Consider the following 19,981-nt stretch of genomic DNA (forward strand, 5'->3'; position numbering starts at 1 on the left):
TGGGGTCGGCGTGATGAGGCCGGGCGGACGAGGTCGAGTGGGGGCCCGTGAGGGCGTGGGCGGCGGTCCGGCCGGGGCCGCTCGGGGGGGGCGTGATGCGAGGGCGCTCGGGGGTCGTGATGCGGGGCGGCTTGGACGGCGTCATGTGGGCGGCTCGGAGGCTGTGATGCGGGGCGGTTCGGAGGGCGTGGTGCGGGGCGGTCAGGGCGCGTGGTGCGGGGCGTGGCCGGGAGAGGGCGAGAGGCACACGCGGTGGTCGCGGGGGCGAGTTGGTGTGTGGCGGTGCGGTGATGGCGGTTCTGTGACCGGCGGCACTGACCGGCGGCGCTGAGAGGCGGCACTGAGAGGTCGGGAGGGCGTCCGGTGAGGACACGTGGTGGCAGCGGAGGCGAGGGGGACGGTGTGACAGGCGTTGACGAGGTGGGGAGCGGGGGCTTGGAGGTGGGCACCGACCGGGCGGGCGACGTGCCGGCGGAGTGCTCGGACACCTCGGCCGCACCCGACCCGGTATCGAAGCCGCCGGGACCGCTGTTGCTCGGCGTGCGGCACCACGGGCCGGGGTCGGCGCGGGCCGTGCGGGCGGCGCTGGACGCGGCCCGGCCGAGGGTTGTGCTGATCGAGGGTCCGCCGGAGGCGGATGCCCTGATCCCGCTCGCCGCCGACGAGGACATGCGACCGCCGGTTGCGCTCCTCGCGCATGCCGTGGACGAGCCGGGCCGCTCGGCCTTCTGGCCGCTGGCCGAGTTCTCCCCCGAGTGGGTCGCGATCCGCTGGGCCCTGGAGCACCAGGTCCCGGCCCGCTTCATCGACCTGCCGGCCACGCACACGCTGGCGTGGGGCAGGCAGGATGAGGCCGCGCTCGACGCGGGGGCCGGCGAGGGGCGGGAGACGGAGCCGGGGGGCGACGCCCATCCTGGGACCGACGGGGGTGCCCATCCTGGGACCGACGGGGGTGCCCATCCTGGGACCGACGGGGGCGTCCAGGAGAGCGGGGCGGCTGACGCCGACGGGGCAGGGGGCCGTATGCCGGTACCCGCCGCGGCTGACGACGGCACCATGGACACCGGCTCGGCAGGTGGAGGCAAGCCAGAGGTCGGTCCGGGGAGAGACCCCCGTGCCGATGTCCGGGTCGATCCCCTCGCCGTGCTCGCCGATGCCGCCGGTTACGACGATCCCGAGCGGTGGTGGGAGGACGTCGTCGAGCACAGGGGAGCGGGGGACGGGGACGCGTTCGCGCCGTTTCTCGGGCTCGAGGAGGCCATGGGGGCGTTGCGGGAGGCGTACGGGAGCGGGGGGCATGAGCGGGATCTCGTGCGGGAGGCGTATATGCGCCTCCAAGTACGGGCTGCGCAACGGGAGTTCGGGGATGAGGTGGCCGTGGTGTGCGGGGCGTGGCACGTGCCCGCACTGCGGCGGAGGAGCACCGTGGCCGCCGACAAGGCGCTGCTGAAGGGGTTGCCCAAGGTCAAGGCCGACATGACATGGGTGCCGTGGACGTATCGCCGGTTGGCTCGGGTCAGCGGGTACGGGGCGGGGATCGAGTCGCCGGGGTGGTACGGGCACCTCTTCTCCGCGCCGGACCGGCCGGTCGAGCGGTGGATGACCAAGGTGGCCGGGCTGCTGCGGGGCGAGGACCGGATCGTGTCCTCGGCGCATGTCATCGAGGCGGTGCGGCTGGCGGAGACGCTCGCGGCGATGCGGGGGCGCCCGTTGGCGGGGCTGAGCGAGACGACCGACGCGGTGCGGGCGGTGATGTGCGAGGGCTCGGACGTGCCGTTGGTGCTGGTGCACGACCGGCTCGTCGTGGGGGACGTGCTGGGGGAGGTGCCGCGGTCGGCGCCGGCGGTGCCGTTGCAGCGGGATCTCGACCGCATCCAGCGTCGGCTGCGGCTCAAACCGGAGGCGCTGGAGCGGGAGTTGGAGCTCGACCTGCGCAAGGAGAACGACGCCGAGCGCAGCAGGCTGTTGCACCGATTGCGGCTGCTCGGCGTGGAGTGGGGAGAGCCGGTCGCGTCGCGGGGCAGCACGGGCACGTTCCGGGAGACGTGGCGGCTGCGGTGGGAGCCAGAGCTGTCCGTGCGGGTCGCGGAGGCCGGGGTATGGGGGACCACCGTGTTCTCCGCGGCGACTGCCAAGGCGGAGGCGGACGCCGTCGCAGCGCAGGGCCTGGCCGACGTCACCGGCCTCGCCGAGCGCTGCCTGCTGGCCGAACTGCCGGACGCGCTGCCCGTGGTGATGCGGATCCTCGCCGACCGGGCCGCCCTCGACGCGGACGTCGGCCATCTCGCCCAGGCCCTGCCCGCACTGGTCCGTTCCCTGCGCTACGGCGATGTGCGCGGCACGGACACCGGAGCGCTCACGGAGGTCGCCGCGGGGCTCGCCGAGCGCATCTTCGTCGGCCTGCCCCCGGCCTGCGCCGCCCTGGACGCGGACGCGGCCGAGGAGATGCGGCGCCATGTGGACGCGGTGCACGGGGCGGTGGGGCTGCTGGGTGACGCGGTGGCTTCGGGGCAGGTTGCAGCTAGCGAGGCGTCCGCATCGGGCCGGGGCACGTTGGGCGAGGTATCCGCGTCGGACCGGGGCGCATCGGGTGAGGTATCCGCGTCGGACCGGGGTGCATCGGGTGAGGTATCCGCGTCGGACCGGGGCGCCCAGAGCGAGGCCGCCGGTGCGGGACACGGCGCCCAGGTCGGGGGCCGTACCTCGTCAGAGCGCGGCGCCCAAGGCGAGAGCGGTACCCCGTCAGGGCGCGGCACCCAACGCCACGGCGACACCCCCAGCACCGCGCCCGCGCTCGGCCACGGGGGCCTGCGTAAGCGTTGGCACAGGGTGCTTCGGGTGCTGTCCGGGCGGGATGCCGTGCCCGGTGTCATCCGGGGGCGTGCGGTACGACTGCTGCTGGATGACGGGGAGTTGGCGCAGGACGAGGCGGCGCGGCTGATGGGGCTCGCGTTGTCGCCGGGGACGCCGCCGGGGGAGGCGGCCGCGTGGATCGAGGGGTTCGTCGGTGGAGGTTCCGGTGGCGGGATGCTGCTCGTCCATGACGAGCGGCTGCTCGGGTTGGTCGATGCGTGGCTGACCGGGGTGCCGGCGGAGGCGTTCACGGACGTGCTGCCGCTGCTGAGGCGGACGTTCTCGGCGTATGAGCCGGGGGTGCGGCGGACCTTGGGCGAGCTGGTTCGGCGGGGGCCGGGGGAGCGGGGCAGTGCGGCGGCCGGAGGCTCCGGCATACCCGGCTTCGCCGCCGAGATCGACCTGGAGCGGGCGGATGCCGTGTTGCCGGTGGTGCGGTTGCTGCTGGGGCTAGAGCTGGATCAGGTGGAAGAGGACGTCGAGAACGAGCTTGGTGAGAACGGCATCGGCGAGAACGACCTTGTGGGGGCGACGGGATGACGACTGACGGTGTGACGGAGCCGAGGGAGCGGGCCGGAGCGGGGGGTGCCAGGAAGAAGGCGCATGGGTTCGCCGTGCAAGGCGGGCCGACGACGACGACCGTGCAGGTGATCACGGTGATCCCGGTGATCCCGTTGTGGGAGCGGCCTCGCCAAGGAGCGTGCCGATGACGTCCGAGGCGATGGACACCGGCGTCGACCGAGAGCGGCTGCGGCGGTGGCGGATGGTGCTGGGCGGGGACGACGCCGACGGCACCGGGTGCGTGCTCTCCGGGCGGGACGCCGCGATGGACGGAGCGCTGGGCGCCCTCTACGGCAAGGGGGACAAGAAGGCGCAGTCGGGGAGGGACCGTTCGGCGGGGCTCGGGGCGTCCGCGCCGGCCGTGGCGCGATGGCTCGGGGACATCCGGACGTACTTCCCGTCGTCCGTCGTTCAGGTCATGCAGCGGGATGCCATCGACCGGCTCGGGCTGAACACCCTGCTGCTGGAGCCGGAGATGCTGGAGGCGGTGGAGGCGGACGTGCACCTGGTCGGCACGCTTCTCTCGCTCAACAAGGCGATGCCGGAGACCACGAAGGAGACGGCAAGGGCCGTCGTGCGCAAGGTCGTCGAGGACCTGGAGAAGCGGCTCGCCACCCGCACCCGGGCCACCCTCACCGGCGCCCTCGACCGCAGTGCGCGTATCAACAGGCCACGGCACCACGACATCGACTGGAACCGCACGATCGCGGCCAATCTCAAGCACTACCTGCCGGAGTACCGGACGGTCGTGCCGGAGCGGCTCATCGGGTACGGGCGGGCGTCGCAGTCCGTGAAGAAGGAAGTCGTCCTGTGCATCGACCAGTCCGGGTCGATGGCGGCGTCCGTGGTGTACGCGTCCGTGTTCGGGGCCGTGCTGGCGTCCATGCGGTCCATCAGCACGCGGCTCGTCGTCTTCGACACATCCGTCGTCGACCTCACCGATCAGCTCGACGACCCGGTCGACGTTCTGTTCGGCACACAGCTCGGCGGCGGCACGGACATCAACCGGGCGCTCGCGTACTGCCAGTCGCAGATCACCCGGCCCGCGGAGACGGTCGTCGTGCTGATCAGCGACCTGTACGAGGGAGGCATACGGAACGAGATGCTCAAGCGGGTCGCCGCGATGAAGGCGTCCGGGGTGCAGTTCGTCGCGCTGCTGGCGCTGTCGGACGAGGGGGCGCCCGCCTACGACCGGGAGCACGCTGCCGCGCTCGCGGCGCTGGGCGCACCGGCCTTCGCCTGTACGCCCGACCTGTTCCCGGACGTGATGGCGGCGGCCATCGAGAAGCGGCCGATTCCGGTGCCGGACACGGTGTGAGCAGGCGGTGTGAGAGGGCGACTGAGGGGGCGGCGTGAGGAGGTGGAACGGCGCCGAGCGACTGGTGATTTGTCGACCTGGTGACGTCCGACTTGGGCCAGCAAAAGGGACATGAGGCGCATCGGGCACGGGGGGCTTGCGCAACCTCGGGAGGGCCGTGCAAGTATCGGACACCTGTTCAGCGGTGCGCCGCGCTCCGCTCGTCCGTACCGAGTGGCATCGACTCGCTGCACCTCACGCGTACTTCGCCGTACCTCACGCGTACTTCGTTCCGTCGCACGGGAGGACCGTCGCCCTTGACCTGGCCAGCCGCTCTGCCGGGTGCCGCTCTGCGCGTCGTGCGCACAGCGGCCGGGCGGCGTGCGCTGCAGGTGGTGCTGCTGGTGGGCGGTCTGTTCGCGCTCGGGTTCCTCTGCGGAGAGCGGGCGTATGCGGCGGACGGGGTGTCGGTGGGCATTGCGTCTGCATCATCCGCGTCGTCTGCGTCATCCGTGTCCTCGTCCTCGTCCTTGCCCGCCTCCTCCGCCGATCTGCGGTCGGCGACGGAGAATGCGGTCGAGGGGCTCGTGACCCCACCGGCCAAGCCCGGTGTTCGCGATGAGTCGACTTTGAATCAGGCCCCCCTGAACCAGGCCCCCCTGGACCAAGCCCCCCGAGCCGGCGCTCCCCACCCCAACGACGACCAAATCCTCAGCCCCGCAACCCATCACGTCACCCATACCGTCGGCACGCATGTCGTGCAGCCGGTCGGCGACGTCGTGCGGACGGTGACCGAGGGGCTGGCCGACGTGCAGGCGGAGGTGCCGCCGTTGGCGTCGCTGCCCACGTTGCCCGTGCTGCCGACGGCGCCCGAGTCGCCGGCGTGGCCGAGCATGCCGGGGCTGGAATTCCCCGGGCTGCCGGAGCTGCCCGGCACGGAACTTCCCGGCACGGAGCTTCCCGGGCTGCCCCCGGTGCCGGGGCAGACGTTGCCCGCGCCCGTCACCGGGACGCCGCAGCCGGGGTCCGCGGTGCCCGCGTCGGGTGAGGGGCGTGAGGACGAGGGACGTGCCGGCGAGGGACGTACCGGCGAGGAAGAGGGGACCGTCGTCTTCGGCCCCCGGTTCGTCGTCGACGTCACCGCGTCGCGTGCCCCGGTCGTCGGCGGCGTGCACCGCGGCGGCGCGGCCTTCGGCTACGCCCCCGTCCGCCAGGGGCCGGTCGATCACCCGGGCGGTGTGCTGGGCAGCCGTTCGGCGGGCGACGGCGGTTCGTCGCGGCATGGTGACGCGCACGCAGTCTCACTGAACCAGCGGGCTCCGCTGCGGCTGGTGCCCGGCGCCGCCGCCCGCGTCGACGCGGACGAGATCCAGGACAGGCACCGGGACATTCCGGTTTCCCCCGCATAGGCCGGTAGGCCGACCCTCCCCGCCGTAGACCTGCCGCGCGGGGGCGGAAACAGGTCTGCCCGCCCGTCCGGACACCCCCCAGCTCCCGGATGTCCCCCCGACATCCCCCGGACGGAAGCCGCTGGAGCCGTACCCGGTCCCGCTGGTCCCCAACTCCCCGGACCGCGACCGGAACCGGCGCCGCAATGTCACCAACCGTCCGAAGCCCCGGAGTTCTTCGTATCTCCGTTCCTCCGTGGGCCTTCGGAGCCCCAATATCTAGGGATCCGACGCACGCATGAACAAGAACATCCGCCGTTCGATCGTCATAGCCGCCGGTGTCACCGGCGCCTGGGCGCTCGGTTCGACCGCCGCCAGCGCGGACGAACTGCCCGCCTCCACCCTCTCCGTACCGGACACGACTGCCGACGCGACCGCCGCGGCCGACAGCTCTGACGACCCCGGCCTGCTCGGTGCCGTCACCGGCACCGTGACCGGCACGGTCAACGGAGTCGTCTCCGACGTGACCGACACCGTCTCCGGCGTCACCGACGGTGCTACCAGCACCGCCACCGGCACGCTCACCGACACCGCCGCCACGGCCGAGACGGCGCCCGCGAGCGCCGCCGAGCAGGCCCGCCGCTACGTCGACGCCAAGGTCACCGTCCCGTCCGCCACCAAGGCCACCAAGGCAAAGGGCGCCGCCCAGGTCATCCAGGGCGCCAAGGCCGCCCGCGCGGACAAGGCCACCGCGCAGGCCGAGGCCAAGGTCTCCGCCGACGCCGCCGATGCCGTCGCCGACGCCGGGAACGCATCGCAGGACGCCCCGCAGCTCCCCGGCACCATCGACTACCTCTTCGGCCCCCTCGCCGCCTTCGCCCCCGAGTTGGAGCAGGCGCTCGCCGCCGCCCAGACGAGGCTGCAGGGCACGCAGGAGGCGGCCCGTTCGCAGGCGCAGGGCGTCGAGGGCGTCGTACGGACGAAGGCGCAGTACGCCGTCGCGGGCGCGGGCCGCACCGCCGCAGGTGTGCAGGGCGCCGGGCAGGCCGCCGTCGCCCACGCCGACAGCAGGACCGCGGGCACGGCGACGGCCGCCAAGTCCACCGCCACCGGCAGGGCCACCGCCGTCAAGGCGGCCGCCGAGGCCTCCGTCTCCGCCGTCCCGAGCCACGTCACCGGCACGGTCGGCGGCGTCGAACAGCGGGTCGTCGGCACGGTCGGCGCCGTCCCCGGCACGGTCACCCCGGTCGTCGAGCAGACCGCCGACGCGGTCGTCCCGCCGATCGCCACCGAGGCCGTGCACGGTGTGCTCCCGGTTGCCGGGCACGCCGTCGCCGGTGTCGTCCCCACCGCCACCCACGCCGTGGCCGGGGTGACCCCGGTCGCCGGGAACGCGGTGGCCGGCGTCCAGCCGGCGGCCGTCGGCGCGGTCGGCGGTGTCCAGCCGGTGGCCACCGGCGCGGTCGCCGGGGTGCGCCCGGTCGTCGGCCAGGCGGTGGACGGCGTCGTGCCCGTCGCCCAGGGCGCCGTGGCCGGGGTCGCCCGGACCGCCGGACACACGGTCGATGCCGCGACCGCGCTGGCGTACGGCGTCGTCGCCGGCGTCCAGCCCGTGGCCGGCCAGGCCGTCGCCGGCGTCCAGCCGGTCGCCGGGAACGCGGTGGCCGGCGTGCAGCCGGTGGCCCACGGCGCGGTGGGCGGCGTACAGCACCTCGCGCACGGCACCGTCTCCGACGTGCAGCCGGTCGCCTACGGCACCGTCTCCGACGTCCAGCCCGTCGCCTACGGCACCGTCGCCGACGTACAGCCGGTCGCGCACGGCGTCACCGCGGACGTGCCCCCGTACGCCACCGGCCTGGTCGGCCAGGTCAGCGCCGATGCCACCGGTGCCGTTCTGCCGCCGGTCGCCCACACCGCCGTGCACGGTGTCGTGCCGGTCGCCGGGCAGGCCGTCGGGGACGCGGGTGCGCTGGCGTACGGCGTGGTCGGCGACATCCGGCCCTTCGCGGGCGGTGTCGTCGGCGAGGTCGACCCCTTCGCGCACGGGGTGGCCGGGCAGGCCGTCCCCTTCGCCGGGGGTGTCACCGAGGAGGTGCAGCCGTTCGCGTACGGCGTCACCGGCGCCGTGCAGCCCGTCGTGGACACGGTCGTCGACACCGTCCAGCCGGTCGTGCGGGGCGTCGGCGGCAGCGCCACCAACCTGGCGTACGGCGTCACGGAGGACCTGCAGCCCTTCGCGGGCGGTGTCGTCGGCCAGGTCGACCCCTTCGCCCACGGCGTCGCGCACCAGGTCGCGCCCTTCGCCGAGGACCTGACCGGGACCGTCCAGCACTCGGCAGGCCCGCTGGCGGGCAACGCCGGCACCGGCGCCCAGCAGGTAGCCCACTCGATCACGCCGGGTTACGCGCAGGACATCCACCTCGGGGGCGCGTACCGCATCTGACCGCACCACCCCCGACGTCGTACGGCGGCCCCCCGGCGGAGCCACGTACGACGCACCCGCCGCCACGGCGAGCGCGACCGCGGACGCACGCACCACCCGCACGGCATCCGCATCCGCATCCGCATCCGCGACCGCGACCCGCGCCCGCCGAGGCGACCGACCGACTCCGCGGGGCAACCGGACCCGGACGGCCGAACACCGTCGGCCGATCCGACCGGAACCCCGCGGAAGGGCCGCGTGATCCCCATTGGGGTGGGGAGCACCGACCCAGAGCCCACAGGGGCGGCCCATTCGTGCCCCTTCGGGCTGCTCAAGGGACCTCACCGGGTCAACCCCAGCCCGGTGAGGTCCTTCCCGTTGCGCTACCGGCGCGCTACCGAAACCTCACAGGCGGCACGCTGTGCCAGAGATCTTTGCTGATGGCGGCATCATGTGACAGGTATCACCGCTCAGGTGTGACCCTCGATTTAGGGGCCTCCTGCAAGCAGCGATAACCTGCGAGACGGACATGCCGCGCGCTCGGACACCGTGTGCGCCTCCCTTGTGACAGACACGGTCGGACGTCACGTTGCCCTCGCGGCACGCCCACGCAGACAACGAACCGCGAGATCACTGATAGGGACGGAAGCGCGTGGACCTGTTCGAGTACCAGGCGAGGGACCTCTTCGCCAAGCACGATGTACCGGTGCTGGCCGGTGAAGTCATCGACACGCCTGAGGCGGCCCGCGCAGCCACTGAGCGCCTCGGTGGCAAGTCCGTCGTCAAGGCACAGGTGAAGGTCGGCGGCCGTGGCAAGGCCGGTGGCGTCAAGCTCGCCGCGACCGCGGACGAGGCCGTCGCCCGGGCGACCGACATCCTCGGCATGGACATCAAGGGCCACACGGTCCACAAGGTGATGATCGCCGAGACGGCTCCGGAGATCCTGGAGGAGTACTACGTCTCCTTCCTCCTCGACCGTGCCAACCGCACCTTCCTCTCCATCGCCTCCGTCGAGGGCGGCATGGAGATCGAGGAGGTGGCGGCCACCCGTCCGGAGGCCGTCGCCAAGATCGCGATCGACGCCATCGACGGCGTGGACGAGGCCAAGGCCCAGGAGATCGTGGCCGCGGCGAAGTTCCCGGCGGAGGTCGCCGACAAGGTCGCCAACGTCCTGATCAAGCTGTGGGACACCTTCATCAAGTCGGACGCCCTCCTCGTCGAGGTCAACCCGCTCGCGAAGGTCGCCTCCGGTGACGTCATCGCCCTCGACGGCAAGGTGTCGCTCGACGAGAACGCCGAGTTCCGCCACCCCGAGTACGAGGAGCTCCACGACAAGGACGCGGCCAACCCGCTCGAGGCCGCCGCCAAGGCGAAGGGCCTCAACTACGTCAAGCTCGAGGGCGAGGTCGGCATCATCGGCAACGGCGCGGGGCTCGTCATGAGCACCCTGGACGTCGTCGCGTACGCCGGTGAGAACCACGGCAACGTCAAGCCGGCCAACTTCCTGGACATCGGCGGTGGCGCCTCCGCCCAGGTCATGGCCAACGGTCTGGAGATCATCCTCGGCGACCCGGACGTCAAGTCCGTCTTCGTCAACGTCTTCGGTGGCATCACCGCCTGTGACGAGGTCGCCAACGGCATCGTCCAGGCCCTGAAGCTCCTCGAGGACCGTGGCGAGAACGTCACCAAGCCGCTCGTCGTCCGCCTCGACGGCAACAACGCCGAGCTCGGCCGGCAGATCCTCACCGACGCCAACCACCCGCTGGTCCAGCGCGTCGACACCATGGACGGCGCGGCCGACAAGGCCGCCGAACTGGCCCACGCCGCCAAGTAAGCACTCAGGACGAGGACACAACACACCATGGCTATCTGGCTCAACAAGGACAGCAAGGTCATCGTCCAGGGCATGACCGGCTCCACGGGTATGAAGCACACCAAGCTCATGCTCGGTGACGGCACCGAGGTCGTGGGCGGCGTGAACCCGCGCAAGGCGGGCACCTCCGTGGACTTCGACGGCACCGAGGTACCGGTCTTCGGTACCGTCAAGGAGGCCATCGAGAAGACCGGCGCCAACGTCTCCGTCATCTTCGTGCCGGAGAAGTTCACCAAGGACGCGGTCGTCGAGGCCATCGACGCCGAGATCCCGCTGGCCGTCGTGATCACCGAGGGCATCGCCGTGCACGACTCGGCGTCGTTCTGGGCGTACGCCGGCAAGAAGGGCAACAAGACCCGGATCATCGGCCCGAACTGCCCCGGCATCATCACCCCGGGTCAGTCGAACGTCGGCATCATCCCGGGCGACATCACCAAGCCGGGCCGCATCGGCCTGGTCTCGAAGTCCGGCACGCTGACGTACCAGATGATGTACGAGCTGCGTGACATCGGCTTCTCGACCGCCGTCGGCATCGGTGGTGACCCGATCATCGGCACCACGCACATCGACGCGCTCGCCGCGTTCGAGGCCGACCCCGAGACCGACCTGATCGTCATGATCGGCGAGATCGGTGGCGACGCCGAGGAGCGGGCCGCGGACTTCATCGCGAAGAACGTGACCAAGCCGGTCGTCGGCTACGTCGCGGGCTTCACCGCGCCCGAGGGCAAGACCATGGGCCACGCCGGCGCCATCGTCTCCGGTTCGTCCGGCACCGCCCAGGCGAAGAAGGAGGCCCTCGAGGCCGCCGGCGTCAAGGTCGGCAAGACGCCGACCGAGACGGCGAAGCTGGCGCGCGAGATCCTCGGCGGCTGAACGCGGTCACGGCCGTGGTTGCGGCCGTAGTCACGGCACTCAGCTGAACGTTGGTGGGCCCGTTCCCTCGGTGGGGGCGGGCCTGCCGGCGTTTTCGCAGGCCGAGTGGGCAAGCGCAGGCGTCACTGCACCTGTGGCGCCAGCCGCTGCGGGCCGTGCTGCATCTCTGAGCGCAGCTTCTCCTTCAGCTCCTGCTCCGCCTTCGACAGCGGGCCCGGCGCCACCTTCGGCGGTACGCCGAGCACCGTCTGCCCCGGTGGCACCGGGGGTTCGTAGCGGGTCGGGGCCGTTCGCAGCGTCAAGGCCGTCGTGCCGATCAGCGCCACGGTGAACGCGATCGCCGCTCGCGTCCAGAACCGGGCCCGGCGTTCGCTGCTCTCGCGCACCGTCGCCGGCTTGGCCGCGCGCAAGCGCTCCACGGAGGCCAGTTCGGCCAGTCGGCGGTTGAACTCGGTGGGGTCGGACAGGCCGGGGAGGCGGGCGGCGACCGCGGCGCGGGCGTGAAGCAGGCGGTTCGCGGCCGCCGGAGTGCTCGCCTCCGTCTCCGCCGCCGTTTCGGGCAGGTCGAGGCCCACACCGTCGTAGAGGAGAAGCGTGCGGCGCTGTGGCGCCGTGAGTTCGAGGAGTACGTCCAGCAGGGCACGGTCGGACGCGTCCGGCGGCGGGGGTTCGGGGTGCCGGTATCGGGGGCGGAACCGGTGCCAGGGGGAGAGCGCGCAGTCGTACGCCGTCGCCCGCACCCAGCCTGCCGGGTCCCGGTCACGGGCCACCTCCGGCCAGCGCTGCCAGGCGAGTTGGAAGGCCCACTCGACCGATTCGCGGGCGAGTTCGCGGCGCCCGGTGAGCAGGTACGTCTGCCGTACGAGGGCGGGGGCGCAGAAGGCGTAGAGCGCATCGAAGGCCTGGGCGGGGGAGAGGGGCCGTCGGGGACGGGGTTCGGGGGCGGGTGCCGGATCTTCGGCGCGCACGGCTGCGGGTACGGCCCTGTCGGCGCCGCCCGCGGCCTCGGGCTGACGTGCCATCACCTCAAGTTCCGCCGAGGCCTCCTGAACCTCCGTCTGCTCCGCGAGGGACCGGAGCAGTTGTGCGTACGTGTCTCGCCTTCCGCCGCGTGGAGACGTACGGCCGATCTCCCACGCGCGTACCGTCTCGCGGTTGACGCCCACCTGATCCGCGACCTGAGCCTGCGTCAATGAACCGGCCTCACGCAGGCGTCGGCGCTCCTCGGGCGGGGGGAGCGGGTTTGCGGGACTCCGCGTCACAGTACGCCCCTTCGTGCGAAAAAGTACATAAACATATATTGAGCGACACTTCGGAGGTTCGCCTGTTACGACGGAAAAGCGCGTGTCGTTGGGAGCATGGCGGGCGTGATTGACATGACCGCTCGCAGAACGCCCCCGTCGTCCCTGCTCACGCGGCTGCGCGGCCGAACGCCCGGGCTCGGCGCCAGCCTTCTGGCAGGCGCGGTGGCGGCGGGGCTGGGGCTGGGTGTGTTCGCCGTGCTGGTGATGGTGCTGTGGGTCAGTTCGCCGTATCCGGACAGCGGGCCGGGGGGCGCGCTGCGGATCGCCGCGGTGCTGTGGCTGCTGGCGCACGGCGCCGAACTGGTCCGCACCGACACCCTCTCCGGCGTCCCCGCGCCCATGGGGGTCACCCCGTTGCTGCTGCTCGTACTGCCGGTGCTGCTGGTGCACCGGGCGGCGCGGGACGCGGCGGCGGACGGGGGCGAGGGGGTGCCGCTGGTGGCGGGGCGCACGGCGTGGGCGGGCGTCGTGCTCGGGTACCTCGGGGTCGGGGCGGCGGCCGCGGTGTACGCGGCGGGGGGTGAGCTGCGGCCCGCGTGGTGGTGGACCGGGCTGTGGGTGTCGGCGGTCGTGACGGGAGCGGCGGGGGCGGGGGTGTGGACGGCGTGTGGGCGGCCCCCCGAGGTGGTGGAACGTGTGCTGGTCGGGCTGCCGAGATGGGTACGGCGGCTGGTGCCCGGGGTGCGGGCGCGCACCCGTCTCGGTGCGGCGGCACGTGCGGCCGTGGCTGGTGCGGTGGCCCTTGTCGGGGGCGGGGCGGTGCTGGTGGGCGGGGCGCTGGTGTGGCACGGCGACGCGACGCGGGCGTCCTTTCTGCAACTGACGGAGGGGTGGTCGGGGCGGTTCGCGGTACTGCTGCTGTGCCTGGCACTCGTGCCGAACGCGGCGGTGTGGGCGGCGACGTACGCGCTGGGGCCGGGCTTCGTGCTGGGGGCGGGGCATGTGGTGGCGCCGGGGTCCTCGGCTCCCGCGCCGTTGCTGCCGCCGCTTCCGTTGCTGGAGGCGGTGCCGGGCGCGGGGGTTGCGGGGCCGGGGCAGTGGGGGGTCGGGGCGGTGCCTGTCGTGGCGGGGGTGGTGGTCGGGTGGTTTGTGGCGAGGGCGGCGGTGTGGGGTGGGGGAGCGGGGGGCCGGGGCGGCGACGCGGAGGGCTCTGCGGGGGTTCGGACGCAGGGTGGACGGGTGGCTGAGGGGGTTCGGACCCGAGGCGGGCGGACCGCTGAGGGGGCGGCCCGGACCCAGGGCGGGCGAGGGTCTGCCGTGGTGCCGTCTCCGGCCGGGCAGGCGGCTGCTGAGGTCTGGTCGGGTGGGCGGACTGCCGCGGTTGCCGCGCTGGCTGCCGTGTTCTGCGCGGCCGTGGTCGCCGTGCTGGCCGCGCAGTCGGGTGGCCCGCTCGGGGTCGGGATGCTCGCGAGCTTCGGGCCGGTGTGGTGGCAGGCGGGGGCGGCCACGCTGGCGTGGGTCGCGGTGGTGGCGGTTCCCGTGGCGGTGCTCGCGCGGGCGTGGCGGTGCCGGGCGGGGGCGGTGCGCCGGGCGGAGCGGGTGAGTGAGACGCAGGGGGCGCGGATCGGCAAGCCTCGGGCGGAGGCGTCGGGGGAGCGTGGCTCGCAGGAGAGCGGCTCCGGGGACTGCGGGGCGGACGGCTCGGCTGCGGGTGGACGCCGGTTGCGGGAGCGGCTGCCGTTGGTCGGCGGGTGGTTGTCGCGGGGGGCGGAGCCGGGGGAGCGCGAGGGTGCGCCGATGGACTCGAAGAGGGGCGCGAAGGCGGACTCGAAGACGGGGCACAAGGCTTACGGCCAGCAGGCTCCGATCACGGCCCCGACGCCGGACCAGCCCGTTCCGCATCAGGGCAAGGACCAGGACGCCCGGTCCGCGGAGTACGACGAGGATGCTCCGTACGAGGGCTCCGACCAGGACATCCCGCACGTGGAGTACGACCACGACACGACCTTCGAGCCGTACGACCACCCGCCCGTCGAGCCGTCGCCGCAACCGCCGGCAGAGCAGTCGCAGAAGCAGTCACCGGAGTCATAGTCCGAGGCCGCCCCCTGAGGGCACTCCGGAGCCGGACCCGAACCCGGACCCGAACCCGAACCCGTCAGTCCGTCGTCCCCAGAACCCCGCGCAACTCCTCCGGCAGAAGCTCGTTGCACGCCTGCTTCGCCTCGTTGGTCAGCGCATCGTTCGTGCAGGTGTAGTAGTCGCTGTAGACCATCTGCGCCGTGAACCCGGCCGCGACCACCGCGATGGCGAGGGACGCCGTGACCAGGCCGCTCACCGCCGCCGTCGTCTGGGGCCGGCCGTTGGACCGGGGCGCCGGGGTGTCCGGGTCGGGGGTGCGGGGCTTGGTGCGGAGGCTGGTGATGCCCCAGTAGAGGGCCAGCGCGCCGAGCAGCAGGGCGACGTACGGCCAGCTGAAGAGGGCGAAGAAGAAGGCCCACATACCGGAGAGCAGGGCAAAGCGAGCGCGGCGCTGGGCGGGGTCGGTGGGGTCCCAGCGCATGCCCGAGGCCGGGCCGCCGTTTCCGGGGCCCTCGGGGCCGCCGCGGGGACGCTCGCCGAAGCCGTCGGGGGAGCGGCCCGGCTGGCGGTCGCTCCACTGGCTGCCCCAGGGCGAGTCTCCGCCGCCCTCGCCCGACCCCTGCGAGCCGTCCTCGCCCGACGGGCGCCGCGGCTGCCACGGGCGGTCCGGCGCGCCCGCCGGCGGCGGCGCGAAGGGGTTGTCGTCCTGGGCGCCACCGCCCTGTTCGTCGCCGGACTTCTTGCCCGAGGGCGCGTCGGGAGGCGAGGCGGGCCGCTCTCGCAGCAGGACGGCGCCACGCTTCCCTCCCTGCGCGGACTGCGGAGGGAGAGTGAGGAGTCGCAGGCTGCGGTCCGACATCAAGTGAGCGTCTTCCCCTTGGTGAACGACTGATCCGACATGAGCTGTCACTTCGTGAACGCACCGCACCACGACCGCGTTCCCGGGCCAGCTCCCCCAGACGCTACCTTCCGGCCACGCCCCCGTCCCGTGGGGGCTGTCCGTAGTGCCGGTATCGTTGCTGACGGTCGGCCGCTTCGTAGACTTCCCCGTATCCCGGGGCGCGATGCATTCGTACGAATATACAAAGCGTCGACCGCATGAAGAACGCACCCCCGAGAAAGGGCCCCCACCGTGGCCGCCAAGCCCGTGGCCAAGCGCCTCGTCGTGCTGGTCTCCGGATCCGGCACCAATCTGCAGGCGCTCCTCGACGAGATCGCCGCCGTCGGTTCCGAGGCGTACGGCGCCGAGATCGTGGCCGTCGGTGCCGACCGCGAGAACATCGAGGGGCTCGCGCGGGCCGAGCGCGCCGGGCTGCCGACCTTCGTGCGGAAGGTCAAGGACTACGACAGCCGGGAGGAGTGGGACGCGGCTCTCACCGAGGCCGTCTCCTCCTACGAGCCCGATCTCGTCGTCTCCGCCGGGTTCATGAAGATCGTGGGCAAGGAGTTCCTCGCGCGCTTCGGCGGGCGGTTCGTGAACACCCACCCGGCCCTTCTCCCCAGTTTCCCCGGCGCCCACGGCGTCCGCGACGCCCTCGCGTACGGCGCCAAGGTCACCGGCTGCACCGTCCACTTCGTCGACGACGGCGTCGACACCGGACCGATCATCGCTCAGGGCGTGGTGGAGGTCCGGGACGAGGACGACGAGAGCGCTCTGCACGAGCGCATCAAAGAAGTCGAGCGAAGGCTGCTCGTCGAGGTCGTGGGGCGGCTCGCCCGCAACGGCCATCGCATTGAGGGACGAAAGGTAGTTATCCAGTGACCGCCACCGCCGAGAGCAACAAGCGGCCCCTTCGCCGGGCGCTCGTCAGCGTCTATGACAAGACCGGGCTCGAGGAGCTCGCGCTCGGGCTGCACGAGGCCGGTGTCGAGCTCGTCTCCACCGGTTCCACGGCCGCGAAGATCGCCGCGGCGGGCGTCCCCGTCACCAAGGTCGAGGAGCTCACCGGCTTCCCCGAGTGCCTGGACGGCCGCGTCAAGACGCTGCACCCGCGCGTGCACGCGGGCATCCTGGCCGACCTGCGCCTGGAGGACCACCAGCGGCAGCTGCAGGAGCTGGGCGTCGAGCCGTTCGACCTCGTCGTCGTCAACCTCTACCCGTTCCGCGAGACCGTCGCGTCCGGGGCCTCGCCCGACGAGTGCGTGGAGCAGATCGACATCGGCGGTCCGTCGATGGTGCGCGCGGCCGCAAAGAACCACCCCTCGGTCGCCGTCGTCACCAGCCCGGCGCGGTACGCGGACGTCCTCGCCGCGGTCAAGGACGGCGGCTTCGACCTCGCCGCCCGCAAGCGGCTGGCCGCCGAGGCCTTCCGGCACACGGCCGAGTACGACATCGCGGTCGCGAGCTGGTTCGCGAGCGCCTACGCCCCCGTCGACGACTCGATGTTCCCCGACTTCCTCGGCGCCACCCTGGAGCGCAAGAGCACCCTGCGCTACGGCGAGAACCCGCACCAGCCCGCCGCGCTCTACGTCGACGGCACGGGCGTCGGTCTCGCCGAGGCCGAGCAGCTGCACGGCAAGGAGATGTCGTACAACAACTACACGGACACGGACGCCGCCCGCCGTGCCGCGTACGACCACGACGAGCCGGCCGTGGCGATCATCAAGCACGCCAACCCCTGCGGCATCGCGATCGGCGCGGACGTCGCGGAGGCGCACCGCAAGGCACACGCGTGTGACCCGCTGTCGGCGTTCGGCGGCGTGATCGCGGTCAACCGCCCGGTGTCGAAGGAGATGGCGGAGCAGGTCGCCGAGATCTTCACCGAGGTCATCGTCGCGCCCGACTACGAGGACGGTGCGCTGGAGGCCCTCGCCAAGAAGAAGAACATCCGGGTCCTGAAGGCCCCGGCCGCGCCTTCCCACCCCGCCGAGGTCAAGCCCATCGACGGCGGCGCCCTCCTCCAGGTCACCGACCGCCTCCAAGCCGACGGCGACGACCCGGCCAACTGGACCCTCGCGACGGGTGAGGCGCTCACCGCCGAGGAACTCTCGGAACTCGCCTTCGCCTGGAGGGCCTGCCGGGCCGTCAAGTCCAACGCGATCCTGCTCGCGAAGGACGGCGCCTCGGTGGGCGTCGGCATGGGGCAGGTCAACCGCGTCGACTCCGCGAAGCTGGCTGTCGAGCGGGCCGGCGCCGAGCGTGCGCAGGGTTCGTACGCCGCCTCCGACGCCTTCTTCCCCTTCCCCGACGGCCTGGAGATCCTGACCGAGGCCGGCGTCAAGGCCGTGGTCCAGCCCGGCGGTTCGGTCCGCGACGAGCTGGTGGTGGAGGCCGCGAAGAAGGCGGGCGTCACGATGTACTTCACCGGGACGCGGCACTTCTTCCACTGATCCGCATGTGAGGCAGGGCCCGCCGTTCGGCCGACGGCGGGCCCTGCGTCATGTGGAACTGCGCAGTGCTGCCCAGGTGTTGGGACCCACCTGGCCGTCCACCTCAAGTCCCTTGGCGCTCTGGAACTGCTTGACCGCGGACTCGGTGTCCCTGCCGAACTCGCCGTCCACGCCCGCGCTGCCGACGCCGTAGCCGCGCTTGGTGAGCATGCACTGCACCTGGACGACGCGTTGGCCCTTGTCGCCGTAGTCGGTGAGTTCGGTGCCGGAGTAGTACGTGCACTGGGAGATCCAGGGCGGGGTGGCGGGTGTCGTGGCGGTCTTGGTGGGGGTGGCGGTCGGGGCGTTGCCGCCACTGCTGCCACCGCCGCTGTCGTCGCCGTCGGAGGTGGGGGAGGCTTCGTCGGTGGGAGTGGACTGGGGTGCGCCTGCGCCGCCGTCGGATGCGTCAGGGCCTTCTGACTTCTCGGCCTCCGCCTTCCCCGGGCTGGTTTCCTTCCCCTTCCCCTCGCCTTTCTCCTTGTCCTTGTCGCCGGAGGGCGAGGCGGAGGAGCTGGGGAGGGCAGAGGCGTGCGCGTCGTCGGGGGCGGTGCTGCCGGCTGCCGTCGGTGCGGCCGAGGCCGTTTCGTCGAGGGACGGGCGGGTGAGGAAGAAGGCGCCCGCGGCGACGGCGCACACGGCGAGGCCGGCGGCGACGGCGAGGTAGGCCTTCCGCTTCTTCCGACGGCCGCCGTCCTCCGGCTCCGGGGTCTGAATGGGGGTGGCGTGCTGCCAGGAGGGCGGTGCAGACGGTCCGAACGCGGTGCCGGGAGGCGCAGGCTGCTGTGCCGGCGCACGCAACTGGACGGTCTCGTGAACGGCGACCTGTTCCAGTACGTCGCAGGCCTGCCCCCGGGCCAGCAGCCGGGCGCTCAGCGGCTCGTGCCAGACGGTGGCGCGACTGTGGCCGGCGGCCGTGGCGGCGTCGGTGAGCTGCCTTGGGGCGGGTCGCCCCGCGGGGTCCTTGGCGAGGCAGGCGGACAGGAGAGCGGCCAATGCGGGGTCCCCGGCCGAGAGTTCGGCCATGATCTCCTGCTTGGGCTCCTCGAAGGCGACCCGGTGCATCACGTCGACGCCGGTGCCGTCCCCGAAGGGGGCGTGGCCGGTGGCGGCGTAGATCAGGCTCCCCGCGAGCGAGAAGACGTCGGAGGCGGTGTCGCACCGTCCCTCGCGCAGATACTCCGGAGCCATGAAGGCGGGCGTGCCGACCCTGCTCCCGGTCGAGGTGATCGCGCTGCTGTCGGCGGCCTGCGCGATGCCGAAGTCGATGACGTGCGCGCCCTGCGGGGACAGGATCACGTTGGACGGCTTGAGATCCCGGTGTACGACATCGGCGGCGGCCATCGCCGACAGGGCCTGCCCGAGGTCCGCCACCAGCCGCCACACGCCGGCCGGCGCCAGCGTGCCGCAGTCGCGCACGGCGTCGGCGAGGTTGAGGCCGGGCACGTACTGCGTCGCCATCCACAGCAGCGTGTCGTCGAACCCGGTGCCGAGCAGCTGCGGCGCACGCGGGGTGTGGACCCGGGCGTGCACGGAGGCCTCCCGCTCGAAGCGCCGCCGGAACCGTGGGTCTTCGGCGTACTCCGGTCGGATCACCTTGACGGCGGCGAGGCCGAGGGTGTTGTCGGCGGGGCGGGCGAGGTAGACCCGGCCCATGCCGCCGGTGCCGAGTAGTCCGAGCGGTACGTACGGTCCGATGCGCCCCGGATCCGGCGGCTGGAGCGGTGCCGCCCCCGCCTGCTGCAGGGCGGCGTCGCCGGTCGCCGGGGTGTTCGACGGCCTGGGCGGCCGCTGGTCTGTCATCAATCCCCCGAGTGCTGCTCTTCCCCAATGTCCACGGGCGTCACGCCAGTTGATGCGAGGCTATCGCGTGGGGTGGGGGAGTGGCCCAAGGCCGGGAACGGGGGCACTGGGTACCGCCGGGACGGCCGCGGTGAGCGGTGGAAACGTGATGGTCACCGCGGCCGCGCATCAGACGCCCAGACGCGAGCAGCCCTGGACCGAGCCGCTGCCTCCCTTGAA

12 protein-coding genes are annotated in these 19,981 nt (G+C 72.7%); 9 read left to right on the forward strand and 3 right to left on the reverse strand.

Annotated elements, in window-relative coordinates; all coding sequences use genetic code 11:
• Positions 1-465 precede the first annotated feature (465 nt).
• From PBV52_RS29810 to sucD, 6 genes are all read left to right on the forward strand, one after another.
• Entirely contained in the window at positions 466-3,393 is a 2,928-nt protein-coding gene (locus PBV52_RS29810) for a DUF5682 family protein (RefSeq protein WP_373922032.1), read from the forward strand.
• A 166-nt stretch (positions 3,394-3,559) separates the two neighbouring features.
• Positions 3,560-4,732: a VWA domain-containing protein gene (locus PBV52_RS29815; protein ID WP_274242550.1), complete on the forward strand. Its 1,173-nt coding sequence runs from the start codon at positions 3,560-3,562 to the stop codon at positions 4,730-4,732.
• A 296-nt stretch (positions 4,733-5,028) separates the two neighbouring features.
• On the forward strand, positions 5,029-6,120 hold the full coding sequence (locus tag PBV52_RS29820) for a hypothetical protein (RefSeq protein ID WP_274242552.1): 1,092 nt from the start codon (positions 5,029-5,031) through the stop codon (positions 6,118-6,120).
• A gap of 277 nt (positions 6,121-6,397) precedes the next feature.
• The gene (locus tag PBV52_RS29825; protein ID WP_274242554.1) at positions 6,398-8,542 is read left to right on the forward strand and encodes a hypothetical protein; all 2,145 of its coding nucleotides are present in this window, start codon (positions 6,398-6,400) and stop codon (positions 8,540-8,542) included.
• Positions 8,543-9,173: 631 nt separating this feature from the next.
• Positions 9,174-10,355, forward strand: a complete 1,182-nt coding sequence (sucC, locus tag PBV52_RS29830) for an ADP-forming succinate--CoA ligase subunit beta (RefSeq protein WP_274242555.1) — start codon at positions 9,174-9,176, stop codon at positions 10,353-10,355.
• A 27-nt stretch (positions 10,356-10,382) separates the two neighbouring features.
• The gene (gene sucD / locus PBV52_RS29835; protein WP_274242556.1) at positions 10,383-11,267 is read left to right on the forward strand and encodes a succinate--CoA ligase subunit alpha; all 885 of its coding nucleotides are present in this window, start codon (positions 10,383-10,385) and stop codon (positions 11,265-11,267) included.
• Positions 11,268-11,389: 122 nt separating this feature from the next.
• Here sucD and PBV52_RS29840 read toward each other — a convergent pair whose 3' ends face one another.
• Complete coding sequence (locus tag PBV52_RS29840; protein ID WP_274242557.1) at positions 11,390-12,529, reverse strand: helix-turn-helix domain-containing protein; 1,140 nt, start codon at positions 12,527-12,529, stop codon at positions 11,390-11,392.
• A 96-nt stretch (positions 12,530-12,625) separates the two neighbouring features.
• Between PBV52_RS29840 and PBV52_RS29845 the strand changes: the two genes are divergently transcribed.
• The gene (locus PBV52_RS29845; protein ID WP_274242558.1) at positions 12,626-14,602 is read left to right on the forward strand and encodes a DUF6350 family protein; all 1,977 of its coding nucleotides are present in this window, start codon (positions 12,626-12,628) and stop codon (positions 14,600-14,602) included.
• 64 nt (positions 14,603-14,666) lie between these two features.
• Here PBV52_RS29845 and PBV52_RS29850 read toward each other — a convergent pair whose 3' ends face one another.
• Positions 14,667-15,449, reverse strand: a complete 783-nt coding sequence (locus PBV52_RS29850) for a hypothetical protein (RefSeq protein ID WP_274242559.1) — start codon at positions 15,447-15,449, stop codon at positions 14,667-14,669.
• Between the two features lie 273 nt (positions 15,450-15,722).
• On the opposite strand from PBV52_RS29850, the gene purN reads away from it, so the two are divergent.
• Positions 15,723-16,352: a phosphoribosylglycinamide formyltransferase gene (purN, locus tag PBV52_RS29855; RefSeq protein ID WP_274242560.1), complete on the forward strand. Its 630-nt coding sequence runs from the start codon at positions 15,723-15,725 to the stop codon at positions 16,350-16,352.
• Entirely contained in the window at positions 16,349-17,920 is a 1,572-nt protein-coding gene (gene purH, locus PBV52_RS29860; protein ID WP_274242562.1) for a bifunctional phosphoribosylaminoimidazolecarboxamide formyltransferase/IMP cyclohydrolase, read from the forward strand. Before purN ends, purH begins: the two co-directional genes overlap by 4 nt.
• Positions 17,921-17,968: 48 nt before the next feature.
• Here purH and PBV52_RS29865 read toward each other — a convergent pair whose 3' ends face one another.
• On the reverse strand, positions 17,969-19,762 hold the full coding sequence (locus PBV52_RS29865; RefSeq protein ID WP_274242563.1) for a serine/threonine-protein kinase: 1,794 nt from the start codon (positions 19,760-19,762) through the stop codon (positions 17,969-17,971).
• Positions 19,763-19,981: the final 219 nt, after the last annotated feature.

The organism is Streptomyces sp. T12 (genome assembly GCF_028736035.1).
In the GTDB taxonomy this organism is placed as follows: domain Bacteria; phylum Actinomycetota; class Actinomycetes; order Streptomycetales; family Streptomycetaceae; genus Streptomyces.